General features: G+C 63.0%; 18 protein-coding genes and 1 riboswitch. Of the genes, 6 read left to right on the forward strand and 12 right to left on the reverse strand.

Features of this window, described 5'->3' with window-relative positions; genetic code table 11:
• Positions 1 to 57: 57 nt before the first annotated feature.
• From BM019_RS01410 to cobO, 6 genes are read right to left on the reverse strand one after another with little or no spacing between them, the layout of a single operon-like run.
• Positions 58 to 1,509, reverse strand: a complete 1,452-nt coding sequence (locus BM019_RS01410; RefSeq protein WP_092417442.1) for a cobyric acid synthase — start codon at positions 1,507 to 1,509, stop codon at positions 58 to 60.
• Positions 1,506 to 2,498: a threonine-phosphate decarboxylase CobD gene (gene cobD / locus BM019_RS01415; RefSeq protein ID WP_092417443.1), complete on the reverse strand. Its 993-nt coding sequence runs from the start codon at positions 2,496 to 2,498 to the stop codon at positions 1,506 to 1,508. Before cobD ends, BM019_RS01410 begins: the two co-directional genes overlap by 4 nt.
• The gene (gene cbiB / locus BM019_RS01420; RefSeq protein WP_092417444.1) at positions 2,491 to 3,399 is read right to left on the reverse strand and encodes an adenosylcobinamide-phosphate synthase CbiB; all 909 of its coding nucleotides are present in this window, start codon (positions 3,397 to 3,399) and stop codon (positions 2,491 to 2,493) included. The genes cobD and cbiB overlap by 8 nt, the downstream gene beginning before the upstream one ends.
• Complete coding sequence (gene bluB, locus BM019_RS01425; protein WP_009045103.1) at positions 3,396 to 4,046, reverse strand: 5,6-dimethylbenzimidazole synthase; 651 nt, start codon at positions 4,044 to 4,046, stop codon at positions 3,396 to 3,398. Before bluB ends, cbiB begins: the two co-directional genes overlap by 4 nt.
• The gene (locus BM019_RS01430) at positions 4,043 to 5,368 is read right to left on the reverse strand and encodes a cobyrinic acid a,c-diamide synthase CobB (RefSeq protein ID WP_092417445.1); all 1,326 of its coding nucleotides are present in this window, start codon (positions 5,366 to 5,368) and stop codon (positions 4,043 to 4,045) included. The genes bluB and BM019_RS01430 overlap by 4 nt, the downstream gene beginning before the upstream one ends.
• Entirely contained in the window at positions 5,365 to 5,976 is a 612-nt protein-coding gene (gene cobO / locus BM019_RS01435; protein WP_092417446.1) for a cob(I)yrinic acid a,c-diamide adenosyltransferase, read from the reverse strand. Before cobO ends, BM019_RS01430 begins: the two co-directional genes overlap by 4 nt.
• Positions 5,977 to 6,055: 79 nt before the next feature.
• Positions 6,056 to 6,292: riboswitch (cobalamin riboswitch) on the reverse strand.
• Positions 6,293 to 6,455: 163 nt separating this feature from the next.
• Between cobO and BM019_RS01440 the strand changes: the two genes are divergently transcribed.
• On the forward strand, positions 6,456 to 7,037 hold the full coding sequence (locus tag BM019_RS01440) for a hypothetical protein (RefSeq protein ID WP_092417447.1): 582 nt from the start codon (positions 6,456 to 6,458) through the stop codon (positions 7,035 to 7,037).
• A gap of 72 nt (positions 7,038 to 7,109) precedes the next feature.
• Positions 7,110 to 8,429, forward strand: coding sequence for a PQQ-dependent sugar dehydrogenase (locus tag BM019_RS01445; protein WP_092417448.1), 1,320 nt, complete (start codon positions 7,110 to 7,112; stop codon positions 8,427 to 8,429).
• A 2-nt stretch (positions 8,430 to 8,431) separates the two neighbouring features.
• On the opposite strand, the gene BM019_RS01450 is transcribed toward BM019_RS01445, so the two are convergent.
• The 6 genes from BM019_RS01450 to BM019_RS01475 form a co-directional block, all read right to left on the reverse strand.
• Positions 8,432 to 9,094, reverse strand: a complete 663-nt coding sequence (locus tag BM019_RS01450) for a class I SAM-dependent methyltransferase (RefSeq protein WP_062824980.1) — start codon at positions 9,092 to 9,094, stop codon at positions 8,432 to 8,434.
• A 24-nt stretch (positions 9,095 to 9,118) separates the two neighbouring features.
• Positions 9,119 to 9,652 carry a C40 family peptidase gene (locus tag BM019_RS01455; protein WP_007927778.1) on the reverse strand — a complete coding sequence of 178 codons (534 nt, stop codon included), beginning with the start codon at positions 9,650 to 9,652 and terminating at the stop codon, positions 9,119 to 9,121.
• A 165-nt stretch (positions 9,653 to 9,817) separates the two neighbouring features.
• A complete protein-coding gene (locus tag BM019_RS01460; protein ID WP_009045110.1) occupies positions 9,818 to 10,438 on the reverse strand; it encodes a C40 family peptidase in 621 nt (206 codons plus the stop codon).
• Between the two features lie 213 nt (positions 10,439 to 10,651).
• Entirely contained in the window at positions 10,652 to 11,356 is a 705-nt protein-coding gene (gene hda, locus BM019_RS01465; protein ID WP_007898944.1) for a DnaA regulatory inactivator Hda, read from the reverse strand.
• A 228-nt stretch (positions 11,357 to 11,584) separates the two neighbouring features.
• Complete coding sequence (locus BM019_RS01470; RefSeq protein WP_007927776.1) at positions 11,585 to 12,658, reverse strand: AI-2E family transporter; 1,074 nt, start codon at positions 12,656 to 12,658, stop codon at positions 11,585 to 11,587.
• Positions 12,659 to 12,694: 36 nt separating this feature from the next.
• A complete protein-coding gene (locus BM019_RS01475; protein ID WP_092417449.1) occupies positions 12,695 to 13,726 on the reverse strand; it encodes a DUF2066 domain-containing protein in 1,032 nt (343 codons plus the stop codon).
• A 386-nt stretch (positions 13,727 to 14,112) separates the two neighbouring features.
• Between BM019_RS01475 and purM the strand changes: the two genes are divergently transcribed.
• The 4 genes from purM (at position 14,113) to BM019_RS01495 (ending at position 17,072) form a co-directional block, all read left to right on the forward strand.
• Positions 14,113 to 15,171: a phosphoribosylformylglycinamidine cyclo-ligase gene (gene purM, locus BM019_RS01480; RefSeq protein ID WP_092417450.1), complete on the forward strand. Its 1,059-nt coding sequence runs from the start codon at positions 14,113 to 14,115 to the stop codon at positions 15,169 to 15,171.
• Positions 15,172 to 15,182: 11 nt separating this feature from the next.
• Positions 15,183 to 15,833: a phosphoribosylglycinamide formyltransferase gene (gene purN, locus BM019_RS01485; protein ID WP_009045113.1), complete on the forward strand. Its 651-nt coding sequence runs from the start codon at positions 15,183 to 15,185 to the stop codon at positions 15,831 to 15,833.
• An 8-nt stretch (positions 15,834 to 15,841) separates the two neighbouring features.
• Positions 15,842 to 16,555, forward strand: coding sequence for a DUF3108 domain-containing protein (locus BM019_RS01490; protein ID WP_009045114.1), 714 nt, complete (start codon positions 15,842 to 15,844; stop codon positions 16,553 to 16,555).
• 328 nt (positions 16,556 to 16,883) lie between these two features.
• Entirely contained in the window at positions 16,884 to 17,072 is a 189-nt protein-coding gene (locus BM019_RS01495) for a hypothetical protein (protein WP_037004938.1), read from the forward strand.
• The last annotated feature ends 83 nt before the right edge of the window (positions 17,073 to 17,155 follow it).

Raw genomic sequence — 17,155 nt, forward strand, 5'->3', positions numbered from 1 at the left:
GGAAACCCTTGAATTGAGGTACAGCCACAGCGGCGCGGCAATGCCGGCGCCGACGCTCTAAAGCCCGCAAAGCTGGCGCAGGTGCTCGGTGTCCAGGTGCCGCTCCACCAGATCGGCCAGGCGCTCGATGTCACGCTCGCGCAGGGCGTGGTAGTCGACCGCCTGCACCTCGCGCAAACCCGCCCAGCGCAGCAGCGCACTGCAGGCCGCCGGCGCCTCGAACAAACCGTGCAGGTAAGTGCCGAGAATCTGCCCGTCGTCGCTGCGCGCGCCGTCGCAGCGACCGTCGTCCAGGGTCACGGCGGCCAGTTCCAGCGCTGGCCCCGTCGTGACGCCGGCATGGATCTCATAACCGCTGACCTCGGCCTCCTCCAGCGCCAGACGTCCACGCACATTGCGCAGCTGCTTCTCTTGTTCCAGCACCGTTTCGAACGCCAGCAACCCCAAACCCGCGCTGGACCCCGGCGCGCCTTCCAGCCCTAGGGGATCGTGCAGTTGCTCGCCGAGCATCTGCAAACCGCCGCAGATGCCCAGCAGCTTGCCGCCGTAGCGCAGGTGCCGGGCGATGGCCGTGTCCCAGCCCTGGGCGCGCAGGTACGCCAAGTCGCTGCGCACGCTTTTCGAGCCGGGCAGGATGATCAGGTCGGCCGACGGAATCGCCTGGCCGGGACCGATGAATTGCAGGTCCACCTGAGGGTGCAGGCGCAGCGGGTCGAAGTCGGTGTGATTGCTGATGCGCGGCAAAACCGGCACCCGTACTTTCAGCACCTGCTCGACCTTGTCGGCCTGACGCTGGTCGATACCGTCCTCGGCTTCCAGATGCAGGTCCAGCACATAGGGCAACACGCCGATCACCGGCTTGCCGGTACGCGCTTCGAGCCAGTCGAGGCCCGGTTGCAGCAGGGCGATATCGCCGCGGAAACGGTTGATGATGAAACCTTTGACCCGCGCCTGCTCGCTCGACGACAACAGCTCCAGGGTGCCCACCAGATGGGCGAAAACCCCGCCACGGTTGATGTCGGCGATCAGCACCACCGGGCAGTCCACCGCTTCGGCAAAGCCCATGTTGGCGATATCGCCGGCCCGCAGGTTGATCTCCGCCGGCGAGCCCGCGCCTTCCACCATCACCACCGGATAGGCCGCGCTCAGGCGTTGATGAGAGGCCAGCACCGCCTGCATGGCGATGGCCTTGTAGTCGTGATAGGCCACCGCGTTCATGGTGGTCACCGCACGACCGTGAATGATCACCTGGGCCCCCGTATCGCTGTTGGGCTTGAGCAGCACCGGGTTCATGTCGGTGTGCGGCTCCAGGTGCGCGGCCTGGGCCTGTACTGCCTGGGCCCGGCCGATCTCGCCACCGTCGGCGGTCACCGCGCTGTTGAGGGCCATGTTCTGCGGTTTGAAGGGCACGACGCTGACACCCTGGCGCGTCAGCCAGCGGCAGAGCGCCGTCACCAGGGTGCTTTTACCGGCGTCGGAAGTGGTGCCCTGCACCATCAGGGTGGTCATGGATGTTCCTTGGCGTAGGCGACGAAGGCCTGTTCGAGACGCGACCAATCGGCTTCGTCGGCCGGCAGGCCAAAACGCAGGCTGCTGTTGTGAGTGAACAGCCGCAGCAGGATGCCCCGGCGCGCCATGAACTCATGCAACAGCTCGGCGCAATCGGTGATCAGCCACTGGAACAGCGCACAGCCACCCTGGGGTTTCAGACCGTGGCGCTCGAGCAACTGCGCCAGGCGCAGGCTCGCCGCTTCGCTGCGCAGCCGTTGCCGCCCATGGCCTTGGCTGTCGCGCAGGCACACCTGGCCCAGTACCCGGGTCGGTCCGCTGACGGCCCAGGGACCGACCTGCTCGGCCAGCAGCTTGAGCAGCTTGCGCTCGGCCAGGACGAAGCCCAGGCGCACACCGGCCAGGCCGAAGAACTTGCCGAAGGAACGCAGGACGATCAACCCCACCTGATCGGCCTGGGCCGCCAGGCTCAGCTGGGGAGTGTTGTCCATGAAGGCTTCGTCGACCACCAGCCAGCCACCGCGCTGCGCCAGGCGCGCATGCCAGTCCAGCAGGCGCTCCGGGGTCAGGCTCAAGCCCGTGGGGTTGTTCGGGTTGACCACCACCAGCACGTCCAGGCTGTCGAGGAAAAAGTCCACTTCCTGTTCCAGCACTTCCCGCACGATGTAGCCGCTGCGGCGCCAGGCTTCGGCGTGCTCGGCATAACAGGGCGACAGCACGCCGACCTTGCCGGCGCGGCGCAAACGCGGGAGCAGCTGGATCGCCGCCTGGGAACCGGGCACCGGCAACACATGGGCCGCGCCGTAGTAGTCGCGGGCCGCCTGCTCCAGGCCATCGTCGGTTTCCGGCAGGCGCGCCCAGGCCCGCATCCCGATCTCGGGAATCGGCCACGGCCAGGGTGCCAGGCCGCTGGACAGGTCCAGCCAGTCGGCCTCGGCGATGCCGTATTGCTCGGCCGCCTTGCGCAGGCGGCCACCGTGCTCAAGCATAGAACTCAGCTCCCACGCAGAGAATCAGCAGCCATAACCAGACCCCGCGCTGTACCAGTTGCCAGCCGCGATCGATGGACAAGGCATCGGCCGCCACGCCTTCGCCCAATTGCGGGCGCTGGTGCAGCTCGCCGTGATAGATCGCCGCGCCGCCCAGCTCGACGCCCAGGGCCCCGGCCCCGGCCGCCATCACCGGCCCGGCGTTAGGGCTGTCCCAGGTCGGCCCCTGGCGGCGCCAGCATTTCAGCGCCAGGCGGGTCTTGCCCAGCAACGCGTAAGTCAGGGCTACCAGGCGGGCTGGAATGTAGTTGAGCAGGTCGTCGATCTTCGCCGCCGCCCAGCCGAAACGCTCGAAACGTTCATTACGATAGCCCCACATCGCATCCAGGGTATTGCTCAGGCGATAGAGCACCACGCCCGGCGCACCGGCCACGGCAAACCAGAACAAGGCGGCGAACACCGCATCGCTGCCGTTTTCCAGCACCGACTCGGTGGCGGCGCGGGCGACTTCGGTGGCATCCAGCTCGCTGGTCTGCCGGCTCACCAGATAACCGACCCGCTGCCGCGCCTGGTCCAGGTCGTCGCTGCGCAAGGCCTGGGCCACCGGCTCGACATGCTCGCCGAGGCTGCGCAGGCCAAGGGCGCAATACAGCGCCAGGATCTCGAACAACCAGCCGATGTAGGGCAGCCAGGAAAACAGGGTTGCCAGCAGGGTCAGCGGCAGCACCGCGATGACCCAGGCGGTGACGCCATGACTGCGCCAGCCGCGACCGCCGGAGTTGAAGCGTTGCTCGATGCGATCGGCAAAACGGCCGAACGCCACCAGCGGATGCCAGCGCTTGGGTTCGCCCAGCAACGCATCCAGCGCCACCCCGGCGACACTCAGCAACGCCACACTCATTGACTCACTCCCCAGTAATTTTCATACAGCAATTCACTCAGCGGACGCTCCCGCGCCCAGCCCTCGAGCACCAGCATCGGCGCCGGGTAAAACTCGCCCACCGGGCCCAGGCACAGCACCGCCAGCGGCTTGGCCCCGGCCGGCAGGCCCAGCAATTGGGCCAAGGCAGCGGGCTCGAACAACGACACCCAGCCCATGCCCAGCCCTTCGGCCCGGGCCGCCAGCCACAGGTTCTGAATCGCGCAGGAAAGCGAGGCCAGATCCATTTCCGGCAAGGTGCGGCGGCCGAAAATATGCCGCTCACGGTCGTCCATCAGCGCCGCCACCAGGACCTCGGCGCAGTCGTTGATGCCTTCGACCTTGAGCTTCATGAACTCATCGGAACGTTCGCCCAGGGCCTCGGCGGTGCGTACCCGCTCCTCTTCCACCAGCTGCTGGATTTGCCCGCGCAACGACCGGTCACTGATACGGATAAACCGCCAGGGCTGCATCAGGCCGACGCTGGGCGCCTGGTGCGCCGCCTCCAGCAGGCGACGCAAGACCTGCGGCTCGACCGTGCCACCGACGAAGTGGCGCATGTCACGACGCTCGGCGATCGCGCGATAGACCGCGTCGCGCTCAGCCGCGGAAAAGGCGTTGTCGCTCATAGGCGCCGCGCGAGCACGCTCGCTCCTGCCGGCGCCAGCAGGGCCGCCACCGCTTCGGGGTTGGACGGAAAATAGAAGTGCACATAAGAGGCGGTCATCCGCCCTTCGCGGTAAACCGCTTCCGCGCCGCGCCCGCCATTCGGGCTCAGGCCGCGGGCGATCGGCGCAAGCTCGGTGCTGGTCAACGAATGATGGTAGGTATGCCCGCGCAACGAGCCTTCCGGCAACTCCACCGCCTGCAAGGCCAGGGCCGCCAGGCGCTTTTGCATCACCGCATCGCCGGGCAACAGGCCCAGCAGTTCGGCGCGCTCACCGTCGACGTCGGTCAGGGAATCCAGCAGATACAACATGCCGCCACACTCGGCGAGCAAGGGTTTGCCTGCGGCGTGATGCGCGCGGATCGCGCTGAGCATCGAGCCGTTCGCCGCCAGCGCCCGGTGATGCAACTCCGGGTAACCGCCCGGCAGGTACAGGCTGTCCGCCTCCGGCAGTGTCGCGTCATGGATCGGCGAGAAAAAGCCCAGCTCGGCGCCCATGGCCCGCAACAGATCCAGGCTCGCGCCATAGGTAAAGGCAAAGGCTTCGTCACGGGCCACGGCAATACGCACGCCGGCCAACAGCGGCTCGACGGCAACCGTCTGAGGAGCGGCGAACGCCACGGCGGGCGGCAAGGCCACTTCGCAGCTGTCCGCCAGGGCGGCGGCCGCGGCGTCGAGACGCAGATCCAGATCGTTGAGTTCGCTGGCCTGCACCAACCCCAGATGGCGGCTGGGCAGTTCGATGCCGGTCTCCCGGGACAGCGCGCCGTACCAGCGCAGGCCTTCGGTCAGGCTGCCTTCGAGCAACTGCGCATGCCGCAGGGTGCCGACGCGGTTGGCCAGCACGCCGGCGAACCGCAAGTCCGGCTGATAACGCGCCAGCCCCAGCGCCAGGGCGCCGAAGGTCTGGGCCATGGCGGTGCCATCGATCACCGCGAGCACCGGCACCCCGAAATGCCGCGCCAGATCGGCGCTGGACGGCGTGCCGTCGAACAGCCCCATCACGCCTTCAATCAGGATCAGATCCGCCTCGCCGGCGGCCTCCCACAACAGGCGGCGGCTTTCCTGCTCGCCGACCATCCACATGTCCAGCTGATACACCGGCGCACCGCTGGCGCGCTCGAGGATCATCGGGTCGAGAAAGTCCGGGCCGCACTTGAACACGCGCACCTTACGCCCCTGATTGCGATGCAGGCGGGCGAGCGCGGCGGTCACAGTGGTCTTGCCCTGACCGGAAGCCGGCGCGGCAATCAATACCGCCGGGCAATGACGGGCATCACTCACAGTTCGACGCCTTTTTGCGCTTTGATCCCGGCCTGGAAGGCATGCTTGACCATGCCCATTTCAGTGACGGTGTCGGCCAGCTCGATCATCTCTGGCTTGGCGCCACGTCCGGTGACCACCACATGCTGCATCGGCGGCCGCGCCTGCAGGTCGCTGAGCACCTGATCCAGGTCCAGATAGCCGTGCTTGAGGGCGATGTTCAATTCGTCGAGCACTACCAGACCGATGTTCGGGTCGCTCAGCAGTTCGCGGGAAACCGCCCAGGCCGCTTCGGCCGCGGCAATGTCGCGCTGGCGGTCCTGGGTTTCCCAGGTGAAACCTTCGCCCATGACATGGAAACGCACCAGCTCCGGGAAGCGCCGGAAGAACAATTCCTCGCCAGTGCTGTTGCGGCCCTTGATGAACTGCACCACGCCGCATTGCATGCCGTGGCCCATGGCCCGCGCGAGCATGCCGAAGGCCGAGCTGCTTTTGCCTTTGCCGTTGCCGGTCAGCACCAGCAGCAAGCCGCACTCGTTCGGCGAATTGGCGATGCGTTCATCGATCACGGCTTTTTTGCGCAACATGCGCGCCAGATGGCGTTCGTCACGATCGGGGGATTCAGTCATGGGGCAGCTCTCCGTTGGGGCTGGATAACGGGGGGCAGGAATAGGAATAGACGGCGCAAGCCTGGCATCGCCCACCGTGATGCCGTTGGATGGATCAGGCCGGTCTCCGGGCTTGTGAGTGGCTGGAATGCCCAACTGCGCGCCTTCCCATGTCGACAGTCGACACAGTGGCATCAGGCGCAGTCTTGACTCACTTACCGTTGCGGGGGCAGCGCCGGAATTGTCGTGCGTGCGCCTTCGGCACGCGTACTCACCGGCTTCCCTGTTTCACTCTGTCGACCCAAGGCCACAGAGCACCTGAAACAAGTCGCGAAGGTTAGAGGGTTGGGGGTGGAGCGTCAATTAAAGCCCCGCAGATCGGCGAATGCTGCATATCGGAAAAATGACGCCAATCTTGTGCCACACTCAGAGCAGTGATATCAAATAGCCATAATCGCGTTAAAAAACTCCAATATCTCAACAATAATAGGAAAAGTCCGATGCAAGGCATGATCATCAGCAATCCGAAACTGGAATTCCTGCGCCCTGCCCTGGAACGCTGGTTCGATTGCATCGACCGCTACAACGCCGTGCGCGGCGATAACGAAAGCCCGTACTGGTTCGACGAAAAAGCCAACCTGGGAATGCTCTCGGCGGCAGCCTGGATGGCGGAGATGGTCACCCTGGAACACGCACCGAGCAAAAAACAGCTCGAGGACGGCGACCGCAATGGCCGCACCGACCTGTACATCGCCACGCAGGAGGAACGCGTCTATATCCAGACCACCCAGCGCTGGCCCCGGGTCAACAGCCTGCACCTGACCCAACCGTTGCTGGATGCTGCCAGCGACGCGAAAAAAGCCAGCTACCCCAGCGACCTGAAACTCGGCTGCCTGTTCGTCACGCCACAGAAAACCCAGCACAGCGCCACCCCGGAAGAATTGCAGGACATGGTCGACGACCTGCAAAAGGAACATTGCTGCGCCGTGGCCTGGTACTTCCCCTACGCGTACCGCAAATTGCGCAATGAAGCCGGCAACTATCACCCCGGCGTTGCCGTGCTGTTCAAGGAAGCGCGCTGAGCAGGTGGAACCATCGTCCATCTGTGCTTCTCTATGACTACACCGACTTCGTGCATTCATAGGGAAATCAGCATGCTCAAGCTTCGATACGCAATCCTTGTCGCCGTCGCCGCAGGCCTTGCTGCCTGTGGCGAAACCTCCACCCTCCAGGTCTCCGACGGCACCGGCCCCTCGCCGAAACTGCCCGAACCGAACAAAACCCTGTTCCCGACCGTGAACATCGCGCCCGCGATCGGCTGGCCGCAAGACGCCAAACCGGTGGCCGCCGCCGGCACCCAGGTCGCCGCATTCGCCGAAGGCCTGGACCATCCGCGCTGGTTGTACGTGCTGCCCAACGGCGACGTACTGGTGGCGGAGACCAACGCCCCGCCCTCCCCTGATGACAGCAAAGGTATTCGTGGCTGGATAGCCAGCAAGATAATGAGCCGCGCCGGGGCCGGCGTGCCCAGCCCGAACCGCATTACCCTGCTGCGGGACAAGGATCACGATGGCGTGGCGGAAACCCGCACGGCATTCCTGGAAAACCTCAACTCGCCGTTCGGCATGACCCTGGTGGGCAACGACCTGTACGTCGCCGATACCGATCGCCTGCTGCGCTTCCCCTACAAGGACGGCGACACCAGGATCAGCGCCCAGCCGACCAAGGTGGTGGACCTGCCTGGCGGCAAGTTGAACCACCACTGGACCAAAAATGTGATTGCCAGCAAAGACGGCAGCAAGCTGTACGTCACGGTCGGTTCCAACAGCAACGTCGGCGAAAACGGCATGGACCAGGAAAAAGGCCGTGCCGCCATCTGGGAAGTCGACCGCGCCACCGGCAAGCAACGGATTTTCGCCTCCGGCCTGCGCAACCCCAACGGCATGGCCTGGGAGCCGCAAAGTGGCCAGTTGTGGACCGCGGTCAACGAGCGCGACGAGATCGGCAGCGACCTGGTGCCGGACTACATCACCTCGGTCAAGGACGGCGCCTTCTATGGCTGGCCATTCAGCTATTACGGCCAGCATGTGGACGTGCGAGTCACTCCGCAGAACCCGGACCTGGTGGCCAAGGCCATCGCCCCGGATTATGCCGTCGGCCCGCATACCGCCTCCCTGGGCCTGACCTTCGCCGAAGGCAGCAAGCTGCCGGCGCCGTTCACCCAAGGCGTGTTCATCGGCCAGCATGGCTCGTGGAACCGCAAGCCCCACAGCGGCTACAAAGTGATCTTCGTACCCTTCGCCAACGGCAAGCCGGTAGGCCAACCGGTGGACGTGCTGACCGGTTTCCTCAACACCGACGAGAAAGCCATGGGCCGCCCGGTCGGCGTAGTGATCGACAAGCAAGGGGATCTGTTGGTGGCCGATGATGTCGGCAACAAAGTCTGGCGCGTATCAGCAGTCAAGGCGCAGTAGGTTCAGCGCTTGCGGCACAGGGTCAAGCCGTCCCCAAGGGGCAGCAGCGACAGGTCGACACGCGGGTCATCCTTCAAGGCGCGATTGAGTGCCTGGATGGCCCGGGTGTCTTCGCTCTGGGGATTTTCCTCCAGCACCCGACCGCTCCACAGCGTGTTATCGAATACCGCCAGCCCGCCCACGCGTAGCAGCCGCAGGGCACTTTCCAGATAAGCCGGGTAATTGGCCTTGTCGGCGTCGATGAAGACCAGGTCGAAACCACCCTCGCCCTCCTCCTGCTCGATCCTGGCCAAAGTCTCCAGGGCCGGTGCCAGGCGCAACTCGATCCGTCCGGTGACACCTGCTTCCTGCCAGTAGCGGCGCGCGGTGGCGTTGTAGTCGCCCGGGATGTCACAGCAGATCAGTTGACCATCCTCCGGCAAGGCCGCGGCCATGGACAAGGCGCTGTAGCCGGTGAAGGTCCCCACTTCCAGCACACGCCGGGCACCGATCAGCTTGATCAGCAACGCCAGGAACTGTCCCTGCTCGGGTGCCACCTGCCAGCGCGCCATGGGCAGCGCCTGGGTTTCGTCACGCAGACGGCGCAGCAGCGGCGTTTCGCGCAGGGAAACGTCGAGCAGGTAGTGATAGAGGGCGTCGTCGAGGTTGAGGGTACGAGCGGTCATGGCAACCTCGACGCAGAGACAGGACTAAGGGTTGTGCGCCAGATGCTCTGGCTGCAGCACGCGCTTGGCGCTCAGGTAGGCTTTTTGCCAATAGGCCTTGGACAGACTGTCCAGCTTCACCGTGCCACCGGTGGCCGGCGCATGGACGAAGCGGCCTTCGCCGACATAGATGCCCGCGTGGCTGACCTGGGAACCGCCATTGGTGGCAAAAAATATCAGGTCGCCGGTCTGCAAGGCATTCTTGCCGACATTCGGTGCCCGCATGCCGATCATTTCGCGGGTCGAGCGCGGCAGCGAGATACCGGCGGCGTCGCGATAGACGTAGCCGATCAGGCCACTGCAATCGAAACCGGAGTCCGGCGTGTTGCCGCCCCAGCGATAAGGTGTGCCCACCAGGCCCAACGCACGAAACAGCACGTCTTCGGCAGCCGGCGAGAAGGTCTGGGGAGTGTTGAATACGGGAGCACGTACCACAGGCGCGGGTGGCGGGGTACGACTGGCGCACGCGCTGAGCAGCGCGGCGAGAACGATCAATGCAAGGCGGGCCGACGTCGACATATGCAGAACAATCCTGATCTGGATGCGGCTTTCTCTGCCGTGAGGCCGAAAACAAAACCGCGTAAGCAGGGCTTACGCGGTTAGTTTTCAACAATAGATCAGGATTCTAGCGTCTACGCGCCAAACTTCAAGTAAGACTTTAACTTCACCTTACAAAAAGTCAGCTTACTTGCGTGCGGTGACCACAGTCGGCGCCATGGCGAGGGCGCGCTTGGCTTCGATGAAGGTCTTGCTCCAGTAGCTGTCGCCCAGGCTGTCCACCCGCACGCCACCGCTGCGGCGGCTGCTGGAGTGGATGAATTGGTCATCGCCCAGGTAGATGCCTGCGTGGCTTACGCGACCGCGGCGACCATTGGTGGCGAAGAACAGCAGATCGCCCGGCTGCAGCTTGTTACGCGCAACCAGCGGAGCATCAACGTTGATCATTTCACGGGTGGAGCGCGGCAGATTCATGCCGGCTTCTTCACGGAACAGGTAGCCGATGAAACCGCTGCAATCGAAACCGGCTTCGGAGGTACCGCCGAAACGGTAACGGGTACCGATCAGGGACATGCCACGTTCGAGAATACTGTCAGCCAGCACTGGCAGCTGGTAAGGCTTGTTGTCAGCAAACTCGGCGAGTTCTTTTTCGGTTGCCAGCTCTTCCTGGAAAATAGCGGAAGACTGGGCTTTTGAAGAGTTTTGAACCTGTTGCTGCTCTTGCTGGCTCACCGGAGAGTGGGTGGCGCAACCAAACAACAGGGTAACGAGTGCAAGAGGCACGAGGGGTGCGAAGCGCTTCAGCATGGGCACGACCGTGGCTTAAAGTTATAAAGAAGCCGCGACTATGCCTTCTATCGCTCTAATTTGCAAATTCAATCGATTGAAATGTGACTTATCGGTTTCTACTCAACATCTAAGGCCTTAAGCCCATTTTAAACGCACGCGCCTCTGGAACCACTTCCGGATGCGGGTTTCTGGCGCCTGAAATATGCCAAAAAGCCACTACCGCCCGCGGTTTTACCAGCCCAGAGTTTCCTTGAGAAAGGGAATGGTCAGCTTGCGCTGAGCCTGCAAGGACGCCTGATCGAGGCGCTCCAGCAGCTCGAACAAGGCGCTCATGCTGCGGGTACCGCGCGTCAGGATAAAGTGCCCGACTTCGTCGGTCAGGTGCAGCCCGCGACGCGAGGCGCGCAATTGCAATGCACGCAATTTGTCTTCATCGGAGAGCGGGCGCATCTGGAAGATCAGCGCCAGGGTCAGGCGGGATTTGAGGTCCGCCAGCTTCACCGGCAACTCCCGGGGGGAGGTCGAAGCCGCAATCAACAGGCGCCGACCGCTGTCACGCAAGCGGTTGAACAGATGAAACAGCGCCTCTTCCCAGTCAGCCTTGCCCGCCACCGCTTGCAAGTCGTCCAGGCAGACCAGTTCGTACTGTTCCAGGTTGTCGAGGATTTCGATGCCGCGATCCAGCAATTCCGCCAGGGGCAAATAGACCGCTGGCTCCCCCAACTGCTCGAACCGCAGGCAGGCCGCCTGCAGCAAGTGCGTACGCCCTACCCCATCCTTGCCCCAGAGGTAGATCAGGCTTTCGGTCCAGCCGGCGTCGGCTTCGCAAAGCCGCTCGACATAGCCGAGTGCAGCGGCATTGGCGCCTGGGTAGTAGTTGATGAAGGTGGCGTCATCACGCAGACGCACACCTAGGGGCAGCTGAATCGGTTTCATGCTGACTGAACAGTTCCAAACGAACCGTTAGTGGCCTCTGTGTAAAGTTTGCAAAGTTTATACCCGTGACGCCGGGCGCACAATGTAGCAGACCACAAGCAAAATCAAAGGTTTGCGTTAGCCTGATGAAATCACGGGGGTTTCTTTGACGGTGGATGTGACAGCTGTAAACACGCTCGACGGCACCCGCCTGAAACGCAGGCGCCCCGAAAGCGTTAACCGTGGACGTTACAGCTCGGACTCCTCTACACCGCTATAGATGTCCGAATCCTTGTACAAGTCGTGCACATGGCGCACCAGCACCATAATCACCGCCGCCACCGGCAAGGCCAGCAGGATGCCGGTGAAACCGAATAGCTCGCCACCGGCGAGAATCGCAAAAATCACCGCCACCGGGTGCAGGCCGATCCGGTCGCCTACCAGCAAGGGGGTCAGCACCATACCCTCCAGGGCCTGGCCGACCATGAACACGGCCACGATGCCGATCATCGGGTACAGGTCGCCGCCGAACTGGAACAACCCGGCAATCAGCGCCGCGCCGATGCCGATGACAAATCCCATGTACGGCACGATGGCCGCCAGGCCGGCAATCAGACCGATCAACAGCCCCAGTTCCAGCCCGACCAGCATCAGGCCGGCCGCATAGATCATCCCCAGGGCCACCATCACCAGCAGCTGACCACGGACGAACGCCCCCAGCACTTCATGGCATTCTCCCGCCAGCGCCACCACACGCTCCTCACGATCACGGGGCAACAGGCTGCGGATCTTCGCCATCATCAAGTCCCAGTCGCGCAGCAGGTAAAAGCTGACCACCGGAATCAGCACCAGGTTGGCCAGCCAGCCAATCAGCGCCAGGCTGGAGGCCGTTGCCTGGCTCAGGACCACGCCGACGATATCGGTGGTCTGCCCCATGTGCTCGCTGATCGCAGCCTTGACCTTGTCGAACTTCCAGAAACCATCGGACAAACCCAGCTTGGACTGCGCCCAGGGCATTGCCGTGTGCTGCAGCCAATCGAGCATCTGCGGCGCCAGTTCGTACAGGCGCAGCAGCTGCTTGGCGAGCATAGGCACCAGCACCAGTAGCAACGCCATGACAATCAGGGTGAACAGGGCAAATACCGCCACCACGCCCCAGGTGCGCGACAGCCCGAGCTTTTCCAGGCGGTCCACTAGCGGATCGAACAGATAGGCCAATAGCAAGGCCACCAGGAACGGCGTCAGGATCGGATGCAACAGGTACACAAATCCACAGAGCAGGACCAACCCACCCAACCAGACCCATCGACGCGTATCAGCCATGAACCACTCCATTGCTTCTATATAAAGAAAGAAAACCTACCAGCGAAAACGCAGTTGCGCGGCCGGTGCAGGCGCGGGTGTCGCGCCTTCGACAGTCGGCTGGACAGGCACAGCGCCCGCCGGGACTTCCTGCAACCGAGCCAGATTCAACTGCGCACGCAACTGCTCGGCGCTGCCGCTGACCCGGTACACCGAACGTTCACCATCGACGCTCTGCAAACGCCCACCGAAGGGCTCGAGCAAACGGCCCAACGCCGCATAGCGCTCCAGGTTCATGCCCTGCACTTCCAGCAACTGCTCGCTGGAGGCGCCCGGCTTGACCGCGAAACGCGGGGCCAGGCGCTGGCTGACCGCCAACAGCACGGCATCGGCCAAGGCCGGCACATCAGCTCCCTGGACGCTGCCCTGTTCCTTCTGGTCACCCAGCCACAGGCGCCATTTGGCCTGCCACTGACCGCCCTCTTCACTGGCATGCACCGCCAGCAGGGCGTCCGCGCCGTAACGCTCCGACGCGGCGCGCAATGGCGCCGGATCGGAACCTTCGAGATTCGGCGCCGTGGCGACAATCTGCTCATCCAGGTCACCCAGCGGCAAACGCAGCGGCAGGCCACGATGCAGGGCCGCACGGCGCAACGGCGTGGCGCTGGCCTGGCCATCGCCCACCAGGCTGGAACCTTCACTGGAGTCGGTCAGCCACCAGCCGAGAATCGACGGGCGATTGCTGCCCCACAACGACAGGCCAGCCTGGCGCAACGCCCGGTCGGTGCTGGCCGGGTCGAAGTCGACCTGCAGGCTTTCGGGAGGACCGGCGTCGTAGCCGTACTGGCTGATGATCTGCTGCGGGTCCTTGCGGATGGCCGCCAGTCCCGGGTTCTGCAGGGCCTTGCTATCGCCGGTCAGGCGCAATACCAGGGTTTCCAAGGCCCGCTGGGTAGCCTGGTCGCGCTCGCCAGGGGCCTGGCTGCTGACCGGTTCGCGGACCTGATACAGGTTATTGAGGGTTTCGGCATGACTCGCCAGGCTGACCAAAGACAAACAGCCCACAAAAAGAAATTTACCCAAACGCATGGAGGATTCCCGACGACAAAAGGCGGCTGGAACAGACCGCATGAACAGGATTGACCAAGGCTGTGACCACAAAGCCTGGGCAAACATTCACCCGGTCGATGGAAGTTTTCGTGCTGTCATAACGATAGCGGGTACAAGGCTATACCTTATACAGCCCCGAGCGGCGCGATCGACACGCGCAATTGCGGTTTTTTTTAAGCGGATATGCCCTGCCCGTCGGCCCGAGGATGGCCGCTACACCTCAAGCCTGATAAAATCGCGCGCCTTCGCAGACCGGCAACAGCCGGGGTCGCTGAAATGATTGCACGGCATTGCCGCCGCGACTGTTTCACTGGCCTCCCTGGACTCGGTCGATACCCCCTGAATCCCCCCTAAAGGCCTGGATCATGAGCAAGCAACCCTCCCTGAGCTACAAAGACGCCGGTGTAGACATCGACGCCGGTGAAGCATTGGTCGAACGCATCAAGAGCGTCGCCAAGCGCACCGCGCGCCCGGAAGTCATGGGCGGCCTGGGCGGTTTCGGCGCCCTCTGCGAAATCCCGGCCGGCTACAAGCAGCCAGTACTGGTCTCCGGTACCGACGGCGTGGGCACCAAGCTGCGCCTGGCACTGAACCTGAACAAACACGACAGCATCGGCCAGGACCTGGTCGCCATGTGCGTCAACGACCTGGTGGTCTGCGGTGCCGAGCCGCTGTTCTTCCTCGACTACTACGCCACCGGCAAGCTGAACGTCGACGTTGCCGCCACCGTGGTGACCGGTATCGGCGCTGGCTGCGAACTGGCTGGCTGCTCCCTGGTCGGCGGTGAAACCGCTGAAATGCCCGGCATGTACGAAGGCGAAGACTACGACCTGGCCGGCTTCTGCGTCGGCGTGGTGGAAAAAGCCGAAATCATCGACGGTTCCAAGGTTGCCACCGGCGACGCCCTGCTCGCCCTGCCATCGTCCGGCCCGCACTCCAACGGCTACTCGCTGATCCGCAAGATCATCGAAGTCTCCGGTGCCGATATCGAAACCGTCCAGCTCGACGGCAAGCCGCTGACCGAACTGCTGATGGCCCCGACCCGCATCTACGTCAAGCCACTGCTCAAGCTGATCAAGGACACTGGCGCGGTCAAGGCCATGGCCCACATTACCGGCGGCGGCCTGCTGGACAACATCCCGCGCGTTCTGCCAAAAGGCGCCCAGGCCGTGGTCGACGTGGCCAGCTGGCAGCGCCCGGCGGTATTCGACTGGCTGCAAGAGAAAGGCAACGTCGACGAACACGAAATGCACCGCGTGCTGAACTGCGGCGTGGGCATGGTGATCTGCGTGGCTCAGGAGCACGTTGAAAGCGCCCTGAACATCCTGCGCGAAGCCGGCGAACAACCTTGGGTCATTGGTCAGATCGCTAGCGCCGCCGAGGGCGCTGCCCAGGTCGAGCTGAAAAACCTCAAGGCACATTGATGCAAGAGCCGATGTCAGCCACCTGTGATGTAGTGGTGCTGTTGTCCGGTACCGGCAGTAACTTGCAGGCCCTGATCGACAGTACGCTGGCCGATGACAGCCCGGTACGCATCCGCGCGGTGATTTCCAATCGCGCCGATGCCTACGGCCTGCAACGCGCCCGGGACGCGGGTATCGATACCCGCGCCCTCGATCACAAGGCATTCGAAGGCCGCGAGGCCTTCGATGCCGCGCTGATCGAACTGATCGACGCCTTCCAGCCCAAGCTGGTGGTGCTTGCCGGATTCATGCGCATTCTCAGCGCGGATTTCGTGCGGCACTATCAGGGTCGCCTGCTCAATATCCACCCTTCGCTGCTACCCAAATACAAAGGGTTACACACTCATCAGCGAGCGCTGGAGGCCGGAGACACCGAGCACGGCTGCAGCGTGCACTTTGTGACAGAGGAACTCGATGGCGGACCACTGGTCGTACAGGCAGTGATCCCGGTAGAGTTGCACGACTCGCCGCAAAGCCTGGCGCAGCGGGTCCACGTCCAGGAACACCGGATTTACCCGATGGCCGTACGCTGGTTTGCCGAAGGTCGACTCACACTCGGCGAACAGGGTGCTTTACTGGATGGTCAGTTACTGGCCGCCAGTGGCCACTTGATTCGTAATTAGGAGATTTTATGCGTCGCGCCCTGCTCTTCGCTTGTGCTCTGCTCGCCCTGCCCTTCGCGCAGGCTGCGGACCTTCAACCCTTCTCCGCCAGCTATACCGCCGACTGGAAACAGCTGCCGATGAGCGGTACCGCCGAACGCAGCCTGGAAAAGAAAGGCGACGGCACCTGGAAGCTGAGCTTCAAGGCCTCGATGATGATCGCCAGCCTGACCGAAGAAAGCACCCTGAAGCTCGACAAGGACACCCTGCTGCCGCAGTCCTATCACTTCGAGCGCGGCGGCCTGGGCAAAGCCAAGAAGGCCGACCTGGACTTCGACTGGAACGCCAAGATGGTCACTGGCACCGATCGTGGTGACGCGGTCAAGATCCCGCTCAATCGCGGCATGGTCGACAAATCCACCTACCAGCTCGCCCTGCAGCACGATGTAGCCGCCGGCAAGAAAAGCATGAGCTACCAGGTTGTCGATGATGGCGAAGTCGATACCTACGACTTCCGTGTCCTGGGCTCGGAAAAAGTCGACACCAAGGCCGGCCAGATCGATGCGATCAAGGTCGAGCGCGTGCGCGACCCGACACAAAGCAAACGCATCACCGTCATGTGGTTCGCCAAGGACTGGGATTACCTGCTGGTTCGCCTGCAACAGGTCGAAACCGACGGCAAGGAGTACAACATCATGCTCCTGAACGGCACCGTCAACGGCAAGACCGTCAAAGGCAGCTAAGCCGCACGTCAATAAAAAGCCCCGCCGATGCGGGGCTTTTTTTCGCCTGGAGTTTCTATCTAACCGCTCAAGCACAGCCCTCCTGGCGACCCGGCAGGCTCGCTCGCCGGGCAAAGATGCCCAGCACAACAGCCGCCCAACATGAAACTTTTGTCATAAAACTCCGACACCTGCGACCGAATGCCACAGTTTCCGCGGCCTCCGGGACTGTTTCGAAATCTGCAAAAGATTGTTGCATTTGAAAGCAATTTACTTAGCCAGCTAACAAAATATATAACGGAGTCCTGCACACGCCTTGCTGCAGATCAATAGAGATTGGAGCTAGCAGATGACTGTAAAAGTAACTGAACGCGACGATTCACACATGTCCCATGAAGGCGTAGCCGCAGGTGTACGGATCTGGGACGTGCATCAACAAGACTTGCTGGTGGGAATGTTTCATTCCGAGACCGATGCCCATAATTACAAGGCCGAACTGGAGAAGCTGGAGCAGAACCGCGCACCGCAAAGCTCCTGACCTCACGATGACTGCCGCGCCTGCCGCCACGCATCGACAGGCGCTTCAGAAACAACAAACCCCGCTCATGGCGGGGTTTGTTG

Source organism: Pseudomonas sp. NFPP07 (genome assembly GCF_900115645.1).
GTDB lineage: Bacteria > Pseudomonadota > Gammaproteobacteria > Pseudomonadales > Pseudomonadaceae > Aquipseudomonas > Aquipseudomonas chlororaphis.